The 17,051-nt window shown below is 70.4% G+C and carries 14 protein-coding genes and 2 pseudogenes; 7 read left to right on the top strand and 9 right to left on the bottom strand.

The features are described 5' to 3' along the window. Positions 1–28 precede the first annotated feature (28 nt). From ABGB18_RS32515 to ABGB18_RS32495, 5 genes are all read right to left on the bottom strand, one after another. Positions 29–2,095 (bottom strand): transporter substrate-binding domain-containing protein, encoded by a 2,067-nt coding sequence (locus tag ABGB18_RS32515; protein WP_347699467.1) that lies wholly within the window; start codon positions 2,093–2,095, stop codon positions 29–31. Between the two features lie 137 nt (positions 2,096–2,232). Continuing rightward, complete coding sequence (locus ABGB18_RS32510; protein ID WP_347699466.1) at positions 2,233–3,264, bottom strand: polysaccharide deacetylase family protein; 1,032 nt, start codon at positions 3,262–3,264, stop codon at positions 2,233–2,235. 403 nt (positions 3,265–3,667) lie between these two features. Then, positions 3,668–4,885 carry an NADP-dependent isocitrate dehydrogenase gene (locus ABGB18_RS32505; protein ID WP_347699465.1) on the bottom strand — a complete coding sequence of 406 codons (1,218 nt, stop codon included), beginning with the start codon at positions 4,883–4,885 and terminating at the stop codon, positions 3,668–3,670. Between the two features lie 53 nt (positions 4,886–4,938). Further along, positions 4,939–5,238, bottom strand: coding sequence for a DUF3017 domain-containing protein (locus ABGB18_RS32500; protein ID WP_347699464.1), 300 nt, complete (start codon positions 5,236–5,238; stop codon positions 4,939–4,941). A 108-nt stretch (positions 5,239–5,346) separates the two neighbouring features. Beyond that, complete coding sequence (locus tag ABGB18_RS32495; RefSeq protein WP_347699463.1) at positions 5,347–6,468, bottom strand: citrate/2-methylcitrate synthase; 1,122 nt, start codon at positions 6,466–6,468, stop codon at positions 5,347–5,349. Between the two features lie 237 nt (positions 6,469–6,705). Here ABGB18_RS32495 and ABGB18_RS32490 point away from each other — a divergent pair, with 237 nt between their 5' ends. After that, a complete protein-coding gene (locus ABGB18_RS32490) occupies positions 6,706–7,353 on the top strand; it encodes an FHA domain-containing protein (RefSeq protein WP_347699462.1) in 648 nt (215 codons plus the stop codon). A gap of 463 nt (positions 7,354–7,816) precedes the next feature. Here the strand turns inward: ABGB18_RS32490 and ABGB18_RS32485 are convergent, their stop codons facing one another. Beyond that, positions 7,817–9,352 carry a family 10 glycosylhydrolase gene (locus ABGB18_RS32485; RefSeq protein ID WP_347699461.1) on the bottom strand — a complete coding sequence of 512 codons (1,536 nt, stop codon included), beginning with the start codon at positions 9,350–9,352 and terminating at the stop codon, positions 7,817–7,819. An 88-nt stretch (positions 9,353–9,440) separates the two neighbouring features. Between ABGB18_RS32485 and ABGB18_RS32480 the strand changes: the two genes are divergently transcribed. From ABGB18_RS32480 to ABGB18_RS32460, 5 genes and pseudogenes are all read left to right on the top strand, one after another. Further along, positions 9,441–10,883 carry a glycoside hydrolase family 3 N-terminal domain-containing protein gene (locus tag ABGB18_RS32480; protein WP_347699460.1) on the top strand — a complete coding sequence of 481 codons (1,443 nt, stop codon included), beginning with the start codon at positions 9,441–9,443 and terminating at the stop codon, positions 10,881–10,883. Then, positions 10,868–11,740, top strand: coding sequence for a MurR/RpiR family transcriptional regulator (locus ABGB18_RS32475; RefSeq protein ID WP_347699459.1), 873 nt, complete (start codon positions 10,868–10,870; stop codon positions 11,738–11,740). The genes ABGB18_RS32480 and ABGB18_RS32475 overlap by 16 nt, the downstream gene beginning before the upstream one ends. Before the next feature lie 523 nt (positions 11,741–12,263). Beyond that, positions 12,264–12,425 (top strand): annotated as a pseudogene (locus ABGB18_RS32470) (ABC transporter ATP-binding protein); the annotation flags it as partial. Positions 12,426–12,456: 31 nt separating this feature from the next. Then, positions 12,457–14,097, top strand: a complete 1,641-nt coding sequence (locus ABGB18_RS32465; RefSeq protein WP_347699458.1) for a thiamine pyrophosphate-dependent enzyme — start codon at positions 12,457–12,459, stop codon at positions 14,095–14,097. Positions 14,098–14,184: 87 nt separating this feature from the next. Continuing rightward, a pseudogene (locus ABGB18_RS32460) lies at positions 14,185–14,484 on the top strand (aldehyde dehydrogenase family protein); the annotation flags it as partial. 42 nt (positions 14,485–14,526) lie between these two features. Here the strand turns inward: ABGB18_RS32460 and ABGB18_RS32455 are convergent. After that, complete coding sequence (locus tag ABGB18_RS32455; protein WP_347699457.1) at positions 14,527–15,360, bottom strand: polysaccharide deacetylase; 834 nt, start codon at positions 15,358–15,360, stop codon at positions 14,527–14,529. A gap of 94 nt (positions 15,361–15,454) precedes the next feature. Further along, positions 15,455–16,312 carry a bifunctional methylenetetrahydrofolate dehydrogenase/methenyltetrahydrofolate cyclohydrolase gene (locus tag ABGB18_RS32450; RefSeq protein ID WP_347699456.1) on the bottom strand — a complete coding sequence of 286 codons (858 nt, stop codon included), beginning with the start codon at positions 16,310–16,312 and terminating at the stop codon, positions 15,455–15,457. A gap of 138 nt (positions 16,313–16,450) precedes the next feature. Here ABGB18_RS32450 and ABGB18_RS32445 point away from each other — a divergent pair, with 138 nt between their 5' ends. Beyond that, the gene (locus ABGB18_RS32445; RefSeq protein ID WP_347699455.1) at positions 16,451–16,705 is read left to right on the top strand and encodes a hypothetical protein; all 255 of its coding nucleotides are present in this window, start codon (positions 16,451–16,453) and stop codon (positions 16,703–16,705) included. Positions 16,706–16,733: 28 nt separating this feature from the next. Here the strand turns inward: ABGB18_RS32445 and ABGB18_RS32440 are convergent, their stop codons facing one another. After that, a complete protein-coding gene (locus tag ABGB18_RS32440) occupies positions 16,734–16,913 on the bottom strand; it encodes a hypothetical protein (protein WP_347699454.1) in 180 nt (59 codons plus the stop codon). Between the last annotated feature and the right edge of the window lie 138 nt (positions 16,914–17,051).

The raw sequence follows: 17,051 nt of genomic DNA, 5'->3' as shown, positions 1-17,051 counted from the left end.
TGACCTTCGGGATGTTACCCGCTCGTCATCAGCAGCTTTCCATCGCGGGCACTTTCCGCTCCGTTTCGAAATCGACGTTGCCGAAATACGTGGTCAGGAGCCTGTCGATGGTGCCGGTCCGGTAGAGGTCGGCGATGATCGACCTGACCGCCCTGCAGGTCTTCACGTCGCCGTCCTTGATGCCGACGGCGTAGCGCTCGTTGGTCAGTTTGGCGCCCAGGACCTTGAACCGCATGTTCTCCCGGCCGGCGAACCCGGCCAGGATCACGTCGTCGCCGGGGATCGCGTCGACCTGGCCGCCCTTGAGCATGTCCATGCATTCGGCGTAGTCGCCGGCCGCCACCGGCACGACCTTCACCTTGTCCTGCACCGTGCCCACGGCCGGGATGCCGAGCCCGCAGATCTTCTTGCCTTTGAGGTCGTCGAGGGAGTCTATGCCGCTTCCCGCGCGTACCAGGATGTCCTGGTGCGCGAGGTAGTAGGGGCCCGCGAACCGCGTCCGGCTCTTGTCGATCGAGTAGGTGGCGACGACGAGGTCCACCTTGCCCTCGGCCAGGGCGGTGGCTCTCTCGGGGCCGCTGACGCCGACGAACTCCGTCGTCTTGGCGCCTAACCCGGTGGCCACGAGCCTGGCGATGTCGACGTCGAAGCCCTGGAAGCCGTCGCCGTTCCGCAGCCCCACCCCGGGCAGGTCGCCCTTCACGCCGACCACGATCCGCCCGCTCTCGGCCGCCTTGTCCACCACGGAGGGGAACGCGGGCTGGATCTCCTGCCCGGCCGTGCCGGTGGGCCCGCTCTGCCCGCCGAGGGACAGCGGCGACCAGCCGGACCGCGCCAGCGCGACCGCCCCGGCGATCAGGACCCCCACGGTGATCAGCACGATCCAGATCCGCGCCCGCCCGCGCCGCGAGGGCGCGGCGGGCCCGGTCGGCTGGTACGGCGGACCGCCCCCTTCCGTCGGCGCCGTCAGCTCCTGGGAGACCGGCTGCCTGCCCGGCACCACGGAGCCCTGCCCCGTCGCCGCCACGGAGCCCTGACCCGAAGGCACGGAGCCGTCCCCAGGCGCGACCATGGAGCTGCTCTGCCCGGTCAGCGCGGAAGCCTGCCCAGAGGGCGCCACGGAGCTCTGTCCGGGCGGCACCACGGAGCCCTGCCCAGGAGGCGCCAGGGAGCCCTGTCCCGTCTTGTCGGTGATCGACCCTGCCGAGACCCTCAGGAACGGCTTGGTGTCGTCGCTGGCCACCTGCACACCCCGGGTGAGCACCGCCGTGGAGGCCCCCACCGTGGACGACTGCCCGAGCAGCCGCAGCAGGATCTGGTCGGCCGAGGGCCGCTCGGCCGGCGACTTGGCCAGCGCGGAGCGCACGACGCCCTGCAGCGGCTCCGGCATCATGCTGACGTCGACCTCGTGGTTGAGGATGCGGTTGAGCACCATCGCGATGGACTTGCCCTCGAACGCGGCCTGCCCCGTGGCCGCGAAGGCGATGGTGGCCCCCCAGGAGAACACGTCGGTGTAGGGCCCGATGTCATCGCCGGCGATCTGCTCGGGCGCCATGTAGGCCGGGGTGCCGATGGCCCGGCTGGTGATCGTGCCGGTGGAGTCGATGATCCGGGCGATCCCGAAGTCCACCACGCGCGGCCCGTCGGCGGCGATCAGCACGTTGTCGGGCTTGAAGTCCCGGTGCACGATCGAGGCGTGGTGGATCGCGGTGAGCGCCGTGGCGGTGCCGATGGCCAGCCGGTCGAGCGCCGTGCCTCTGAGCGGCCCGTCGGTCTCGACGATCTCCCTGAGCGCCCGCCCGTCGATGTACTCGCTCGCGATGTACGGGGTGTCGCCGTCGAGATCGGCCTCGATCACCCGGGCCGTGCAGAACGAGGCCACCCGCTCCGCCGCCTTCAGCTCCCTGGCGAAGCGCGACCGGGCGATGGTGTCGCCGGAGAACTTCACGTGTAGCAGCTTGATCGCAGCGCGCTCACCTTGATCGTTGACGCCCAGGTAGACAATGCCCTGGCCGCCCTCACCGATCCGTCCTGACAACCGGAACGACCCCAGCTCGGTGGGATCGCCGGTAACCAGTGGCGAGATCTGCGGCATTCCTCATCCCCACGTTTGCTGAACCCCAACGAGGCAAACTTTACGACGTTCAGCAACTTCGCAGGGATCCGTTAAAGGTTCGTGACGTCACGGTTCGCCACGTTCTCCCGGCCGGCGTGGGCTCCGGCCAGGAGAAACTAGTAGGCCAGACTCCACGTAGCGTAGCTCTTGCGCAGGTACGGGTTCTTGTACTTCGGATACGCCACGGTCCTGACGTCGCCGTCAGAGGTATACCGCATGTCCGGGTTGTTCTTCAGCCAGTCGAGCCAGGCCGCCGAGCAGAACTGGGCGCAGTCGCCCTTCTTCTCCATGACCTTGATACGCGGGATGCCGGCCGGGTCGTACGACTTGCTGAACGGCGACGCGGCGGGCGTGTAACCGGCGAGGAAGGCGCCCTTGTGGTGGTAGAGCTTGCCCCGCAGGGCCCACTCCTTCTTGCTGGGCTGGTTGCCGTACGGCAGGGCGATCGTGGTCGGGTTGGTGTAGGACAGGCCGCTGATCTGCTGGGCGATCGAGCCGATCTGCTCCTCGACCTCCTTCTGCGTGCGTCCCCGCAGGTTGTGGTGGTCGCGGGTGTGGTTGCCGATCTCGAAGCCGTTGTCCTTCAGCCACAGCAGGTACTGTGCCTGCTCCTCGCGGGTGGTCTTGCCGAACATGTCGCGCGTCACGTAGAACGTGGCGGCCGGGCGGAACCCCGGGTGCTTGGCGGCCATATCCTTGAGGATCTCGACGGCGGTGTCCTTCTGGGGCACGCCCATCTCGTTCAGGGTGAGCTGGGACGGGGAGGAGTCGTCGAAGGTCAGCACCACGGGGTGTTTGCCGGCCGGGATGTCGATCTTTCCGGCCACCATCTCGGCGGCCGTGATCGGCACGTAGTCCTCCCTGATCAGCCGCTCCAGCTCCGCCCTGAACTGCTGCGGCGACCGGTCGTCCGTCGTGGCCGGCTTGGGCACGATCCGGTGGAACATGAGCACCGGGATCTGTCCCAGTTCGTTCGCCTTGACCTTGGCGGCCGCCTTGAGCTTGGCGGCCCGGCTCTCCTTGAGCCTGGCCGCGGCATCCGCCTTGGTGTTGGCCAGCTTGGCGGTGTCGGGCCCCGAGTCACAGCCGGCCAGGATCGCGACGGCGATCAACCCCACCCCGGAGCCGAGCAAAGTTCCCAGTCGCATCCGAACCCCCCCGAGTCACGCACGACCGTTACGAGGTGGCTCCTACCCAACTGATCAACTGCACCACGCTGCCCAGATCGTCAAGAGATGGCCGGAAAATACGAAAGGACCGCCCGGGATTCCTTCCCGCGCGGGACCCTTTGCGGACGACCACACCAGGTCACAGCGATAGTGCCGACCTGAATCCGGTCGAATCACCGGTGCCGTCACGACCGTCTGGTGGATCCATTCTGCCGCCTCCGGAAAGACGAAGCCGACGGGACCATGAACGCCCGCAAGGTGACAGCACTAAACGCAATACCTGCCATGCCGAAAATAGCGGTTCCCGGCTCGGCGCGACGGCGGCCGGGCATGCGATACGGCCCCCACTGTGCGGAAGGAGCTCAGGCAGGGGCCGTATCGACTAGGCGGACATCTTCTTCTTGAGGTTCTCGTCCAGCGCCGCCAGGAAGTCCTGGGTGGTGAGCCACTTGGCGTCGCCGCCGACCAGGAGTGCCAGATCCTTGGTCATCTGACCGCTCTCGACGGTCTCGATGCAGACCTCCTCCAGCTTGTTCGCGAAGTCGGTCACGGCGGGGGTGCCGTCGAGCTTGCCGCGGTGCGCCAGCCCGCGGGTCCAGGCGAAGATCGAGGCGATGGGGTTGGTGGAGGTGGGGTTGCCCTGCTGGTGCTGGCGGTAGTGGCGGGTCACCGTGCCGTGCGCGGCCTCGGCCTCGACGGTCTTGCCGTCGGGGGTCATCAGGACCGAGGTCATGAGGCCGAGCGAGCCGAAGCCCTGGGCCACCGTGTCGGACTGCACGTCGCCGTCGTAGTTCTTCGCGGCCCAGACGTAGCCGCCCTCCCACTTGAGCGCCGCGGCGACCATGTCGTCGATGAGGCGGTGCTCGTACGTGAGCCCGGCCTGCTCGAAGTCGGCCTTGAACTCCGTCTCGTAGACCTCGGCGAAGATGTCCTTGAAACGGCCGTCGTAGGCCTTGAGGATCGTGTTCTTCGTCGAGAGGTAGACCGGGTAGTTGCGGGCCAGGCCGTAGCGCATCGACGCGCGGGCGAAGTCGCGGATCGACTCGTCCAGGTTGTACATCGCCAGCGCGACGCCGCTGCCGGGGAAGTCGTACACGTCGAGCTCGATCGGCTCGGAGCCGTCCTTCGGCGTGAACGTGAGGGTCAGCGTGCCCTCGCCGGGGATCTTCAGGTCCGTGGCGCGATACTGGTCGCCGAAGGCGTGACGGCCGACGACGATCGGCTTGGTCCAGCCCGGGACGAGCCGCGGCACGTTGGACATGATGATCGGCTCGCGGAAGATGACGCCGCCGAGGATGTTGCGGATGGTCCCGTTGGGGGACTTCCACATCTTCTTGAGTCCGAACTCCTCGACCCGCGCCTCGTCCGGGGTGATGGTGGCGCATTTCACACCGACACCGTGCTTCTTGATGGCGTTGGCGGCGTCGATGGTGACCTGGTCGTCCGTGGCGTCGCGGTGCTCGATGCCGAGGTCGTAGTACTTCAGGTCGACGTCGAGGTAGGGAAGGATCAACTGGTCCTTGATGAACTGCCAGATGATCCGGGTCATCTCGTCGCCGTCAAGCTCGACGACGGGGCCCTCCACCTTGATCTTGGGCATGCGAATGGTTCCCCTTCAATGAATTGATGCATTGAGGCTATCGGACCGTCAGGTCAACCGGCCAAAAGGGACAGGATCAGGGCCTTCAGCTCGTTGTTGTAAAGCAGCAACGAGGTCAGGACCAGCACGAATCCGAACCCTGCCAGTGTGATGGCGTCGCTCCGCTTGCTGCGGATCTCCAGCGCCCCGCCGTAGCCGGCGAAACGCAGGGCGGCGGCGACCATGATGACGGCACCCAGCGTGAACCCGCCCCAGCGCGGGTCCACGAAGAAGGTCACGAGCACGCCAAGGACCGCACCCACCAGAATCAGCGGGTACGGTCCCCAGCCCTCACGTTCGGTCCGATCGCTCAACGCGCCTGCTCGTGGCCGCATTCGCTACGGGCCTGCGTCGGCATCGCTTCTCACTCTCTCCAATACTGAGCTCATCGCGCTGTGTCGATGGTCGCACCAGCCACGGGCTCATCGCTCGTCGATGGGCTTCCACTTCTGGTCGGACTCACCGATGTACTCACTGTCCGGCCTGATCAGCCGGTTGTCGGCATGCTGCTCAATGACGTGAGCGGTCCAGCCCGACATGCGGCTGATCGAGAAGACCGGCGTGAACAGGTCGGTCGGTATGCCGAGATAGTGGTAGACCGAGGCCGCGTAGAAGTCGACGTTCGGGTAGAGGCCCTTCGTTTCGAAGACGACCTCCTCCATCTCCTTGGACATCCGATAGTACGTGTCGTCGCCACTGCCCTCGCCCAGTTCGGCGGACATCCTGCGCAGGTGGGTGGCGCGGGGGTCCTCCGTCTTGTAGACGCGGTGACCGAAGCCCATGATCTTCTCGCCCGCGGCGAGCTTGTCGCGTACGGCCTGGGCCACGCCGCCCGGGGACAGCGACTCCAGCGTCTTCATGACCTGCTCGTTGGCCCCGCCGTGCAACGGGCCCTTGAGGGTGCCGATGGCGGCGACGATGGCGGAGTGCATGTCCGACAGGGTCGCGGCGCAGACGCGGGCGGCGAAGGTGGAGGCGTTCATGGTGTGGTCGGCGTGCAGCACCAGGCACTCGTCGAAGATCTCGACCTCGCGGGGGTCGGGGGTGCGCCCGGTGACCTGCAGCAGGAAGTTCGCGGCGATGCTCAGTGAGGGATCGGGGGCGGGGGCCTCGCCACCGCTCCTGGCGGCGTGGTAGCGGGCGACCAGCAGAGGCTCCTGCGCGGTCAGCCGGGCGGCCTTGCGCAGGTTGGCGTCGGGGGCGATGGAGTCCTTGTCGGGGTCGTCCGCGCCGGAGAGCGAGACCAGCGAGCGCAGCGCCTCCATGGGTTTCTGTTTCTCGGCGATTTCCGCGATGTTCGCCGAGACCAGCGCGCCGAGCTCCCTGCCCTGAGCCAGCTCGGCGCCGTAGGCCTCCAGCTCCGAGCGGTTGGGCAGCTTGCCGCGCTGCAGCAGGTATGCGGTCTCTTCGAACGTCGCGCGGCCGGCCAGGTCGTGGATGTCGTATCCGCGGTAGAACAGGCGACCGGCCTTTCCGTCAATGTCGCTCAGCGCTGTGGACGCCGCGACGACATCGGCCAGACCTTTCGTGGGCTTGTCCGCCATGAGTGTTTCCTCCGCTTATCTCCGCCCGAAGTCTACCCGTGAGCAGGCAAAACCGTCCGCAAAGGTCCAGACCAATTTCACGCCGGATTCTCCTTTCGGCAAAGGCGATTCCGCATCCCCTCGTTTGGGTAAGCCGGAGCTGTAGTAATAGTTACGGCGGGCTACCTGGGGAGGAACTGCCGTGCCCAGGAGGAGGCGTGCCGTTCATACGCTGCCTCACAAGGGGAGGAACCGCCAGTGGAGGGGCCGTTCATACGCATCGAGGACACTGGCGAGGTGGTCCCGTTGCGCCCCGAGATCACGACGGTCGGGAGGGGCCGGGGTGTTGACATCCGGCTCACCGATCCCAGCGTGTCTCGACTCCATGCCGAGTTCGTCAGACGAGGACCCTACCTGTATGTCGTGGACCTGGGACTGTCCAGGAACGGCACGCGGGTGAACGGCAGGCCGATCGCCCGGAGGGTTCTCGACGACGGTGACGTCGTCTCGTTCGGCGCGGCGCGGGGTCGCATCGGTGGAGTCCCCCGTGAGGACTTCACCCCTGAGGTCGAGCTGCGCAGGGCGGCCGCGCCCGAGCTGACCAGGCGTGAGGTCGACGTGCTGACCTCGCTCTGCCGGCCGGCGCTGTCGGACGAGGCGTTCGTCGCTCCGGCGACGGCACGTGAGATCGCCGACGACCTGGTCGTGACGGAGGCCGCGGTCAAGCAGCATCTGCTGCGGCTCTATCAGAAGTTCAGGATTCCCGAGGGCACCAACCGGCGCACGCGATTGGCCAACGAGGTCGTCGCGCTCGGCTTGGTCCGCCCGACCCCCGTGGTGCCACCACAGAGGTCGTCGGGAGCCACCGCCGAGCAGCCGTCGGCGGCTGGACGCAGGGCTTCATAGGCACGGGCGACCGCTGCCTGGTGGCGGGCCGCTGATCGCGGCCCACCACAATGACCAGATCGCGACCGGGGCTTCGGCGAGGGGTTCCGGCAGCGTCCGGAGCCTGGACCTCAGCGTGCCCGCCCCGGGCACGGTTCACGAGCGGGTGCGCGCCCGCGCGGCGCGCACCGGGCTCGTCGCCTGTCAGGAAACCGGCCGGCGACCCGCGCGAGCGTAGCCTGCCCAGATGCGACCGGCCATACCCGCCGGCGCACCGCTCATGGCGGCAGACCGGATCGGCGAGCCCGGCCGATTGTCGGCGAGCCGTGTCGACAAGACGGGTCGGCCTGGGGCAGCGGGTCGGGCCGGGGTGGCAGGTCGGGTCAGGGTGGCCGGTCTGGCCGGGGTGGCAGGTCGGGCCGGGGTGGCAGGTCGGGCCCGGTGGCGTGGCGGCCAGGGTGGCCGGTCGGGTCAGGGTGGCCGGTCAGAGCGCCGTGAAGGCGTTGCTGGGCCTGCTGGTGCGGTTGGCCCGGTCCACCGCCACCGCGTAGTAGTGGTGACCGCGCCTGCCGTCGGGGTCCGTCCAGCGGATCTGCCGGTCGCCGGGCACCACCGCGACCAGGTTGCGGGCGTCGGCGAAGGCTCCGGCGGAAGCGTGCCGGTCGAAGCGGTAGATCGCGAACAGGAACGGCTCGTCCCTGCCGGTCGCCACCGCGCGTACCTCGACGCCGCCGGAGCGGCGCAGCGCGTACGCCAGCACCGGGCGGCGGGGTGGCTCCCCGTCCGCCAGCCGGGGCAGCACGGGAGCCAGCGCGGGCCGCTGGTAGTGGTCGCGCACGGCCGTGGAGACGGAGCCGAGCCGGTCCACCCGGACGTCGTTGGCGTTGTACCAGATGTCCCCGCCGATCTCGGGGTGGTCCCGGTTGAGTGTCAGGTGCCTGGACAGCTCGTCGGGGACCTGCCACTCGGCCGCCTGGGCCGGATCGCCCGCCTTGTACGCGGCCTGCCCGATCCACAGCAGCGTCTTCGTGCCGCTCGCCACGTCGGCCCACCACGGGACCAGCTTGCTGTAGTCGGCCGGCGGCTGCCCGATGTACCAGTAGAGCTGCGGCGCGATGTAGTCCAGCCAGCCCTTCTTGACCCAGCCTCGGGTGTCGGCGTGCAGGTTGTCGTACGACTGGCCGCCGTTGGTGTCGGAGCCGAGCGGGTCGGTGCCCTTGTTGCGCCAGATGCCCGACGGGCTGATGCCCCAGGCGATCTCCGGCTTGGCCGCCCGCACCCGCTGCTGCATCTCCTGGACCATGAGGTCGACGTTGTTCCGCCGCCAGGCGGCCAGGTCGGGGAAGCCCGCGCCGTGCTGGGCGAACGCGGCGCTGTCGTCGAATTCTGTGGTGTTGACCGGATAGAAGTAGTCGTCGAAGTGCAGGCCGTCGATGTCGTAGCGGGTGACCGCGTCCAGCATCGCGTCCTGGCAGAACCGCCGCACCTCCGGCAGGCCGGGGTTGTAGTAGAGCTTGCCGCCGAACGGCACGATCCACTCAGGATGCCGGCGCCCCGGGTGGTCGGCGTGCAGCCGGGCCGGGTCGGCCTGCATCGAGACCCGGTACGGGTTGAACCACGCGTGGAAGGCCAGCCCCCGCCTGTGCGCCTCGGCCACGGCGAACCCGAGCGGGTCGTAGCCGGGATCCTGCCCCTGGGTGCCGGTCAGGTACTGTGACCAGGGCTCGAACGGGGACGGCCAGAACGCGTCCGCCGTCGGCCTGATCTGCACGAACACCGAGTTGAGCCGGCGCCGCACGGCCAGGTCCAGCCAGGCGACATATTCGGCCCGCTGCTGGTCGGCCGACAGACCCGGCCTCGACGGCCAGTTGATGTTGGCCACCGAGGCGATCCACATGCCGCGCATCTGGCGCAGCGGCGGGGCCGCGTCGGCGGCGTGCGCGGCGTGGGCGGGCAACTGGACCGCGGTGGCGGCGGCGGCGAGGGCGAGACCCTTCAGGAGAGTCCTTCTGCTGGGCATGGGGGGTGGCCTCTCGAAAGTGGTTGTGTCGAGGGCGACGATGACAGAAACTTACCTTCATATCAACAATCGTGAAGGAAACTGCCGAATGACCGATGACCTGTACGGACTGGCGATGACCGTGCTGCATCCCGGGTTCGACGGTACGTCCGTGCCCGACTGGATGCGCCGGGCTCTCGGAGAGGGCCTCGGGGGTGTCGTCCTGTTCGCCCGCAATGCCATCGACGAGCGGCTCGTACGCTCCCTCCGGTCTGAGCGGCCGGACACGGTCATCGCGATCGACGAGGAGGGCGGGTCCGTCACCCGGCTCGAGGTCGAGGCCGGCAGTTCCTTCCCCGGCAACCGGGCGCTGGGCGTGGTCGACGACGTCGAGCTCACCCGCCGGGTCGGCCGGCAGATCGGCCGCATGCTCGCCGGGCTGGACATCACGCTCGACTACGCCCCCTCCGCGGACGTGAACTCCAACCCGGCCAACCCCGTGATCGGCGTGCGCTCGTTCGGCCCGGACCCCGGCCTGGTCGCCCGGCACACCGTCGCCTTCGTCCACGGGGTGCAGGGCGCGGGCGTGGCCGCCTGCGCCAAGCACTTTCCCGGCCACGGCGACACGGTCACCGACTCCCACCTGGCGCTGCCGACCGTACACGCCTCCCGCGAGGTGCTCGTCGAGCGCGACCTGCCGCCGTTCAGGGCCGCGGTCGACGCCGGGGTGCGTGCCGTCATGTCCGGTCACCTGCTCATCCCCGCGCTCGATCCGGAGGCCCCGGCGACGCTGAGCCGTACCGCCATGACCGGGCTCCTGAGGGGCGAACTCGGCTTCGACGGGATGCTCGTCACCGACGCGATCGAGATGCGGGCGGTGGCCGCCATGTTCGCTCCCGGCGAGATCGCGGTGCGGGCGCTCAACGCGGGCGTGGACGCCATCTGCCTGGGGCTGACCACCGAGGACGGCCTGCGCGAGATCCGCGACGCGATCGTGGCGGCGGTCCGCGCGGGGGTCCTGCCCGAGGAGCGGCTGGCGGAGGCGGCCACGCGGGTGCGCGCCCTGTCCGGCTGGTACGCGGGCCAGTCCGCGCTGCGTGACAAGGCCCGCGCCGACCTCGACGATGGCGTGGGCCTGGCGGTGGCCAGGGCGGCGCTGACCACGACCGGGACCGCCGCGCTCGGCGGCCGCGCGCCGCTCGTGGTCGAGGTCAACACCCGCCTGAGCCAGGCGGTGGACCCCGCCACGCCGACCGGCGTCACGGCGGCCCTCGGGGCGCTGCTCCCCGGCACCGAGCGGGTGCGGATGGAGCCGGAGGGCGAGCTGCCGGAGCTCGCGCGGGCCGGCGATCGGCCCGTGGTGCTGGTGGTGCACGACGCCGCCCGGCACGCCTGGGTACGCGAGGCCGTGGCGCGGGCGGTGGCACTCCGGCCCGACATCGTCGTGGTCGACACCGGCATCCCGGCCGCACCGGCCGGTGCTGCGCACGTGGCCACCCACGGGATCTCCCGGGTGTCCGCGCAGGCGGCGGCCGAATGGCTGATCCGGTGACGAACGAGCCGGCCAACCCCGTCGCCGCCGTACGCGCCGTGCTGCCTTCGCTCACCCCGGCTGCCCAGGCCATCGCCCGCGTCATCCTCGACGATCCCGGCGTGGTCGTACGCAGCACGATCACCGAGTTCAGCGCGGTGTCGGGGACGAGCGAGGCGACGATCGTACGGACCGCCCGCGCGCTCGGCTTCACCGGCTACTCGCAGATGCGCTTCGCGCTGGCCGCGGCCGTGGCCAAGGAGCCCGAACGCCTCGTGCCCGGCGACCTCGCGCCCGACGACCCGCTGACCGACGTGATCGCCAAGGTGGCGCGGGCCGAGTCGGAGGCCCTGGCCGACACGGCGGCGCAACTCGACCCCGACCAGGTGGGCGAGGTGGTCAAGGCCATCTCGGTGGCGCGGCGGGTGGACGTGTACGGGGTGGCGGCCTCGGGGCTGGTGGCGGCGGACATGTCGCAGAAACTGCTGCGGATCGGGCTGTCCAGCCATCCGTTCAGCGACGCCCACCTGGCCCTGACCAGCGCCGCCCTGCTCCGGGGCGGAGACGTGGTGGTGGCGATCAGCTGTAGCGGGGAGACCCCGGACGTGCTGGTCCCGACCCGGACGGCGGCCGACGCGGGGGCGCTGGTCGTGGGGATCACGAACAACCCGCGGTCGTCGCTGGCGGACCTGGCCGATCACACGCTGGTGTCGGCGGGGCGTGAGACGGCCTTCCGACCCGGGGCGCTGGCCAGCCGGATCAGCCAGTTGTTGATCGTGGACTGCATCTTCGTGGGGTTGGCGCAGCGCACGTACGAGCGGGCGGACGCGGCGATCCGCGCGACCCGCGACGTCATCGAGCGCTACCGCAGCCGCTGACCGGCGGCTCCTTCCTCGCCGGCACTGAAGCACCCGCCGCAGATGGTGACGGTCCTGGGGGGAGAAAGGGAAGAGTGAAGGGCCGACGTGGGGCGGACGTGAGTGGAAGCAGACGGGGCCGCTGAGCCGGGCGGGGGCGGCGGGTGGAGGCCCCTTTGGTGGGAAGAGGGCCGGTGGGTGGCGGACGTGGGTACGGGCGCACGCGGGCCGTGCACGGGAGCGTCAGCTCGGGCTCCGCGGCGCTGAAGGCCCGGATCACCGCGAGCCCGCGGGCCAGCGACTGCATGATCAACCATTGGTGATCCCCTTGACAGGAGACGGCAATAGCGTAGGTTGCGCGATACGGGGTTGTTCGATCAGAGAATATATGTGCGCATAGCGAACAACTAGGAGCAGTCGTGCGTCGTGCTCTCGTTCTTTTCGGCGCCTTATTCGGACCCGCCTGCGGCGGCGGCACGCAGACTCCGGCACCCGTCAGGCACAGGGCAAGGCCAAGGGCGCGCCCGCCGCGTTGCGGAGCGACCGGGTGGACGCCATCGTGCTGTCCTCCTCGCCCACCACGGTCATGGAGGACCTGAAGATCGACCTGCCCGCCGAACGCGACCAGCTGACCACGCGGTCGCTGCCCCGGTTCGGGGAGCTGCGCGGGCACCGGCAGATCCAGCGGGCAAGGGGGACGCGATGAGCACGGCCGGGCACGTGGTGAGGGGGACGCGATGAGCACGGTCAGGGACGCCGCTTTCGAGGTGCTCCGCCGGCACGGGCTCACCACGCTCTTCGGCAACCCCGGCTCCACCGAGGTGTCGCTGCTGACCAGGCTGCCGGACGACCTGCGGTTCGTGCTGGCGCTGCACGAGGGGTCCGTCGTGGGCATGGCCACCGGGTGGGCGATCGGCCACGAGGCACCCGCGCTGGCCGTGCTGCACACCACCGCCGGGCTGGGCAACGCCGTCGGCGCCATCGCCACCGCCCGCGCGAACCGGGTGCCGCTGGTGATCCTGGTCGGGCAGCAGGACCGGCGGCATCTGGCGCTGGAGCCCTTCCTCGCCGGGCGGCTGAGCGGGCTGGCCGGGGACTACCCGGTGTGGGCCGACCAGCCGGCGCGGGCCCAGGACGTGCCGGGCGCGCTGGCCCGGGCCTGCCACGAGGCGACCACGTTCCGGGGGCCCGCGCTGGTGGTGGTGCCGATGGACGACTGGGACGCGCCCTTCGAGGGCGAGACCATGGCGGCGCCCGTCCGGGTGCTGCGGCCGGCCGCGGTGACCGACTCCGACCTGGCGCCGCTGGTGGAGCTGCTGGCCGGGGCCCGCTCGGCGGCGATCGTGGCGGGCGCGGGGGCGAGCTGGGACTCCCTGGTCGCGCTGGCCGAGCGGCTCGGCTGCCCGGTTTTCCAGGAGTCGTTCGGGGCCCGGGCCGGGTTCCCCCAGGACCATCCGCGGTACGCGGGTGTGCTGCCGGCCGACCGGACGCGGCTGCGGGCGGTGCTGGCCGGACATGATGCCGTGCTCGCGGTCGGCGCTCCCGTCTTCCGGCAGTACGTGTACGCGCCGGGCCCCCTCGTCCCGGAGGGCACGTCGGTCGCGCTGGTCACCGACGACCCGGCCGAGGCCCATCGGAGCCCGGCCGACCTGGCCTACCTGGCGGCGCCCGCGGCGGTCTGCGCACGGCTGGCGGCCCTGGTCCCGGCCCGTGCCACCGAAACCGGTCGGCGTGACACCGAGGCCGGCCACCGTGACGCCGAGACCGGCCACCACGGCACCACGGTCGCCGGGCCCGACGTCCCGGTGCCGCCCGCGGAGGGGAGGCCGTTGCGGGCCGCTCATGTGCTGCACGAGCTGGCCAGGCGCCTGCTCGCCGACACCGTGCTGGTCGAGGAGACCCCGTCCTCCCGCCCCGACCTGCACCGGCTCATGCCCGCCAGGACCCCGCTGGGTTTCGTGGCGGCGGCCATGGGCGGGCTGGGGTTCGCCGTGCCCGCCGCGGTCGGCCTGCGGATGGCGCTCCCCGACCGGCCCGTGGTGGCCGTCGTGGGCGACGGGGCGGCGCTCTACGGCGTACAGGCCCTGTGGAGCGCCGCGCACTACCGGGTGGGCGCGCTGTTCGTCGTGCTGGCCAACGGCCGCTACGCGATCTTGGACCGGCTGGCCGAGCAGCAGGGCGGCAAGGCTCCCTGGCCGCCGTTCACCGAGGTGGACATGGGTGGCCTGGCCAGGTCGCTGGGGTGCCCGGCCCGGCGGGTGGACTCCTACGAGGAGCTGACGGCGGTGCTCGACGAGGTGCTGCCCTCGCTCGCCGAGCGCGAGGAACCCCTGTTGCTAGAGGTGACCGTGACCCCGGATCCGGATTACCGGCCTTGAGGAGGCCCACCATGACGTTTCCTTGACCCCAAGCTCTGGACGGGCTCGATCTTCGACGGCGGATGGACGGACTCGCGCGGCGGGAGCGCACCGGTGGTCGAGCCCGCCACCGGCAACGAGCTGCTGGCCGCGGACTCCGAGTACGGCCTGTCCCTCCGCGTCCTGACCCGCGACGTCATGAAGGGGATGGCGCTGGCGGACCTGGTGCCGACGGGCATCGTGCACATCAACGACCAGACGGTGGACGACGAGGCCGTGGCGCCGTTCGGCGGGTTGGGCGCCTCGGGGACGGGCACGAGGTTCGGCGGGACGGGGGCGAACGTCGACGCCTTCACCGAGACGCAGTGGATCACCATGCAGGGTGCCATCGCCGCCTACCCGTTCTAGCCATCCCGCGTCGGGCCCTTCCTGACGGGCGGGGGCCCGGCGTCAGGTGGCGGATCTGAAGGCGCGGGCGGCGTGCAGGCAGGTGCGGAAGGTGAGCGGCCGGCCGAGGCAGGCGTCGAGGAAACGCTCCAGGCCCAGCATCCGGTGGCCGCGCCCGATGACCTGCGGATGGAACGTCAGCACGCACACCCCGCCGGGCACGTCACGCAGCATGTAGTCGATGTCGTCCAGGAAGTTGCCGAACACGCCCGCCGGTTCGCGCAACCCCGGCAGGGTCCCGGTGTCCGTCCGCAGGTATTCGAACTGCGGGTAGTCGTCGAGCGACCACGACACCGGCAGCTCGACGAGCGAGGTCGGCTCGCCGAACCGGTACGGGCCGTCCGGGTCGGCCGGGTCGGCCGGGTCGCCTCGCCTGGCGTAGTAGGGGGTGTAGTCGGTGTCCATGAGACTGGAGTCGTATTCGCAGCCGAGCTCCAGCAGCACGTCCACGGTGGAGTCGGTGAAGTCCCAGCTCGGGGTGCGGTTGCCGCGGGGGTCGTGGCCGGTGACCTTCCTGATCGCGTCGCGGGCGCGGGTGCAGGCGGCCAGCTCACCGGCCCGGTCGAGCTTGGAGACCGGCTCGTGGACGTATCCGTGCAGGGCGATCTCGTGCCCGGCCTCCGCGATGGCGGCGCACTCGGCCGGATAGGTATCCACGGTGTGCCCGGGGATGAAGAAGGTCGCGGTGATCTCCCTTTCCCGCAGCGTCCTGAGGATGCGCGGGATCGCGTGCGCCCCGAACTCGCCCCGAGAGACGGGCCCCGGCGTGTCCATCCCGCGCGCCAGCCAGAGCGAGATCGCGTCGAAGTCGAACGTGAGGCAGATCGTCCCGGTCATGTCCCCTCCATCTCGACGTGAATGCCCGGCTCTCGCTTTCCGCCGCACCGGACCACCCGGCGTCCAGCCGAGATCGCGCCGGAAAGCCAGGGGCTCAGCGGAGGCCGTGCTCGCGTTCGGCGGCTTCGACGACGTTGGACAGCAGCAGGGCCCGGGTCATGGGGCCCACGCCGCCCGGGTTGGGCGCGACGAACCCGGCGACCTCCGCCACGTCCAGCGCCACGTCCCCGACGATCTTGCCGTTCACCCGGGAGACCCCCACGTCGAGCACGGCCGCGCCGGGCTTGACCATGTCAGCCGTGATCAGCTCGGGCACGCCGGCCGCCGCCACCACGATGTCCGCCCGGCGCACGTGGGCCGCCAGGTCCTGGGTGCCGGTGTGGCAGAGGGTCACGGTGGCGTTTTCGGTGCGGCGGGTCAGCAGCAGGCCGAGCGAGCGGCCCACCGTGATGCCACGGCCGACCACGGCCACGTCGGCGCCCTTGATCGGCACCCCGTATTCCTGCAGGAGCAGCACGATGCCGTGCGGGGTGCACGGGAGCGGCGCGTCGACCATGTGGACGAGGCGGCCCAGGTTGACCGGGTGCAGGCCGTCGGCGTCCTTGGCGGGGTCGATGCGCTCAAGCAGGGCCATCGTGTCGAGCTGCTTGGGCAGGGGCAACTGAACGATGTAGCCGGTGCAGGCCAGGGAGACGTTGAGCTCGTCGATGGCCGCTTCGACGTCGGCCTGACCGGCGGTCGCCGGGAGGTCGACGCGGATGGAGGCGATGCCCACCTCGGCGCAGTCGCGGTGCTTGCCCGCGACGTAGATCTGGCTGCCGGGGTCGTCGCCGACCAGCACGGTGCCGAGGCCGGGGGTGATGCCGCGTTCCTTGAGCGCGGCCACCCTGGTCTTGAGGTCTGCCTTGATCCGGGCGGCGGTGGCCTTGCCATCGAGTTTCACTGCGCTCATGCCCGCAATCCTTCCATGCCTCAGGCCGGCTCCCACACCCCCTCCCGCCATCGATCCGCGGGCCGTCGGCCCAGGTCTGGCCGTGACGCTTCGGTTGAGAACACGTCAGAGGGCTGGAACGCGTCAGAGGGAATCGCCGTGGGCCATGAGGTGGGCCGCCGCCAGGGCCTGCCACGGGCGCCACCGTTCCCGGGACCCGGGGACGTGGCGGGGTCGAGGCCGAGGTCGGCGAGCACGGACGGCGCGCCCCTGCTGCCACCGAAGGACCGGGCCGGGCGCATCGCGGCGGCGCGGGCGGCGGCCGCCGAACTGCTGGCCGGCGGCACGTACGAGTCGCTCGCGAGGGGCCTGGACTACGGCACGCTCAACGCGGCGCTGACCGCGCAGGCGTGAGCCGGCGCGGTTCGTGGGCCGGGAGCTCTCAGTCGCGCTCGGCGGCGGCCTGGGCTTCGCGGCGCTCGATGATGCGCCGGGTGAACGGGACGACCTCCACGATGCGGATGCCGAGGTAGGCACCGCAGAATGCGAGCACCAGCAGGACGAAGGGGCTGGTGGCGAGGCCGTTCATGGTCACGAAGGCGTGCAGGATCGCGTCGAGCAAGGGGCACTCCGGGGGCAGAATGACGGGGAATCCTCAGGGTAACCGCAGTCGGCGGATGCTTACCGCCAAAAGCCGCAAAGGGCGACATGATCGTAAATATCGCCCTTTACGGTCGATCGTCCTATGGGTGATCGCCCA

Source organism: Nonomuraea sp. B12E4 (assembly GCF_039871825.1).
In the GTDB taxonomy this organism is placed as follows: domain Bacteria; phylum Actinomycetota; class Actinomycetes; order Streptosporangiales; family Streptosporangiaceae; genus Nonomuraea.
Note: the sequence above shows the minus strand (reverse complement) of the source record. Positions and strands in the feature narration are given on the sequence as shown.

What these genes read in the sequence shown, in the direction of transcription:
- ABGB18_RS32515 (WP_347699467.1), bottom strand. Translation starts at nt 2,095, where the DNA reads ATGCCGCAGATCTCGCCACTGGTTACCGGCGATCCCACCGAGCTGGGG.
- ABGB18_RS32510 (WP_347699466.1), bottom strand. Translation starts at nt 3,264, where the DNA reads ATGCGACTGGGAACTTTGCTCGGCTCCGGGGTGGGGTTGATCGCCGTC.
- ABGB18_RS32505 (WP_347699465.1), bottom strand. Translation starts at nt 4,885, where the DNA reads ATGCCCAAGATCAAGGTGGAGGGCCCCGTCGTCGAGCTTGACGGCGAC.
- ABGB18_RS32495 (WP_347699463.1), bottom strand. Translation starts at nt 6,468, where the DNA reads ATGGCGGACAAGCCCACGAAAGGTCTGGCCGATGTCGTCGCGGCGTCC.
- ABGB18_RS32485 (WP_347699461.1), bottom strand. Translation starts at nt 9,352, where the DNA reads ATGCCCAGCAGAAGGACTCTCCTGAAGGGTCTCGCCCTCGCCGCCGCC.
- ABGB18_RS32480 (WP_347699460.1), top strand. Translation starts at nt 9,441, where the DNA reads ATGACCGATGACCTGTACGGACTGGCGATGACCGTGCTGCATCCCGGG.
- ABGB18_RS32475 (WP_347699459.1), top strand. Translation starts at nt 10,868, where the DNA reads ATGGCTGATCCGGTGACGAACGAGCCGGCCAACCCCGTCGCCGCCGTA.
- ABGB18_RS32465 (WP_347699458.1), top strand. Translation starts at nt 12,457, where the DNA reads ATGAGCACGGTCAGGGACGCCGCTTTCGAGGTGCTCCGCCGGCACGGG.
- ABGB18_RS32455 (WP_347699457.1), bottom strand. Translation starts at nt 15,360, where the DNA reads ATGACCGGGACGATCTGCCTCACGTTCGACTTCGACGCGATCTCGCTC.
- ABGB18_RS32450 (WP_347699456.1), bottom strand. Translation starts at nt 16,312, where the DNA reads ATGAGCGCAGTGAAACTCGATGGCAAGGCCACCGCCGCCCGGATCAAG.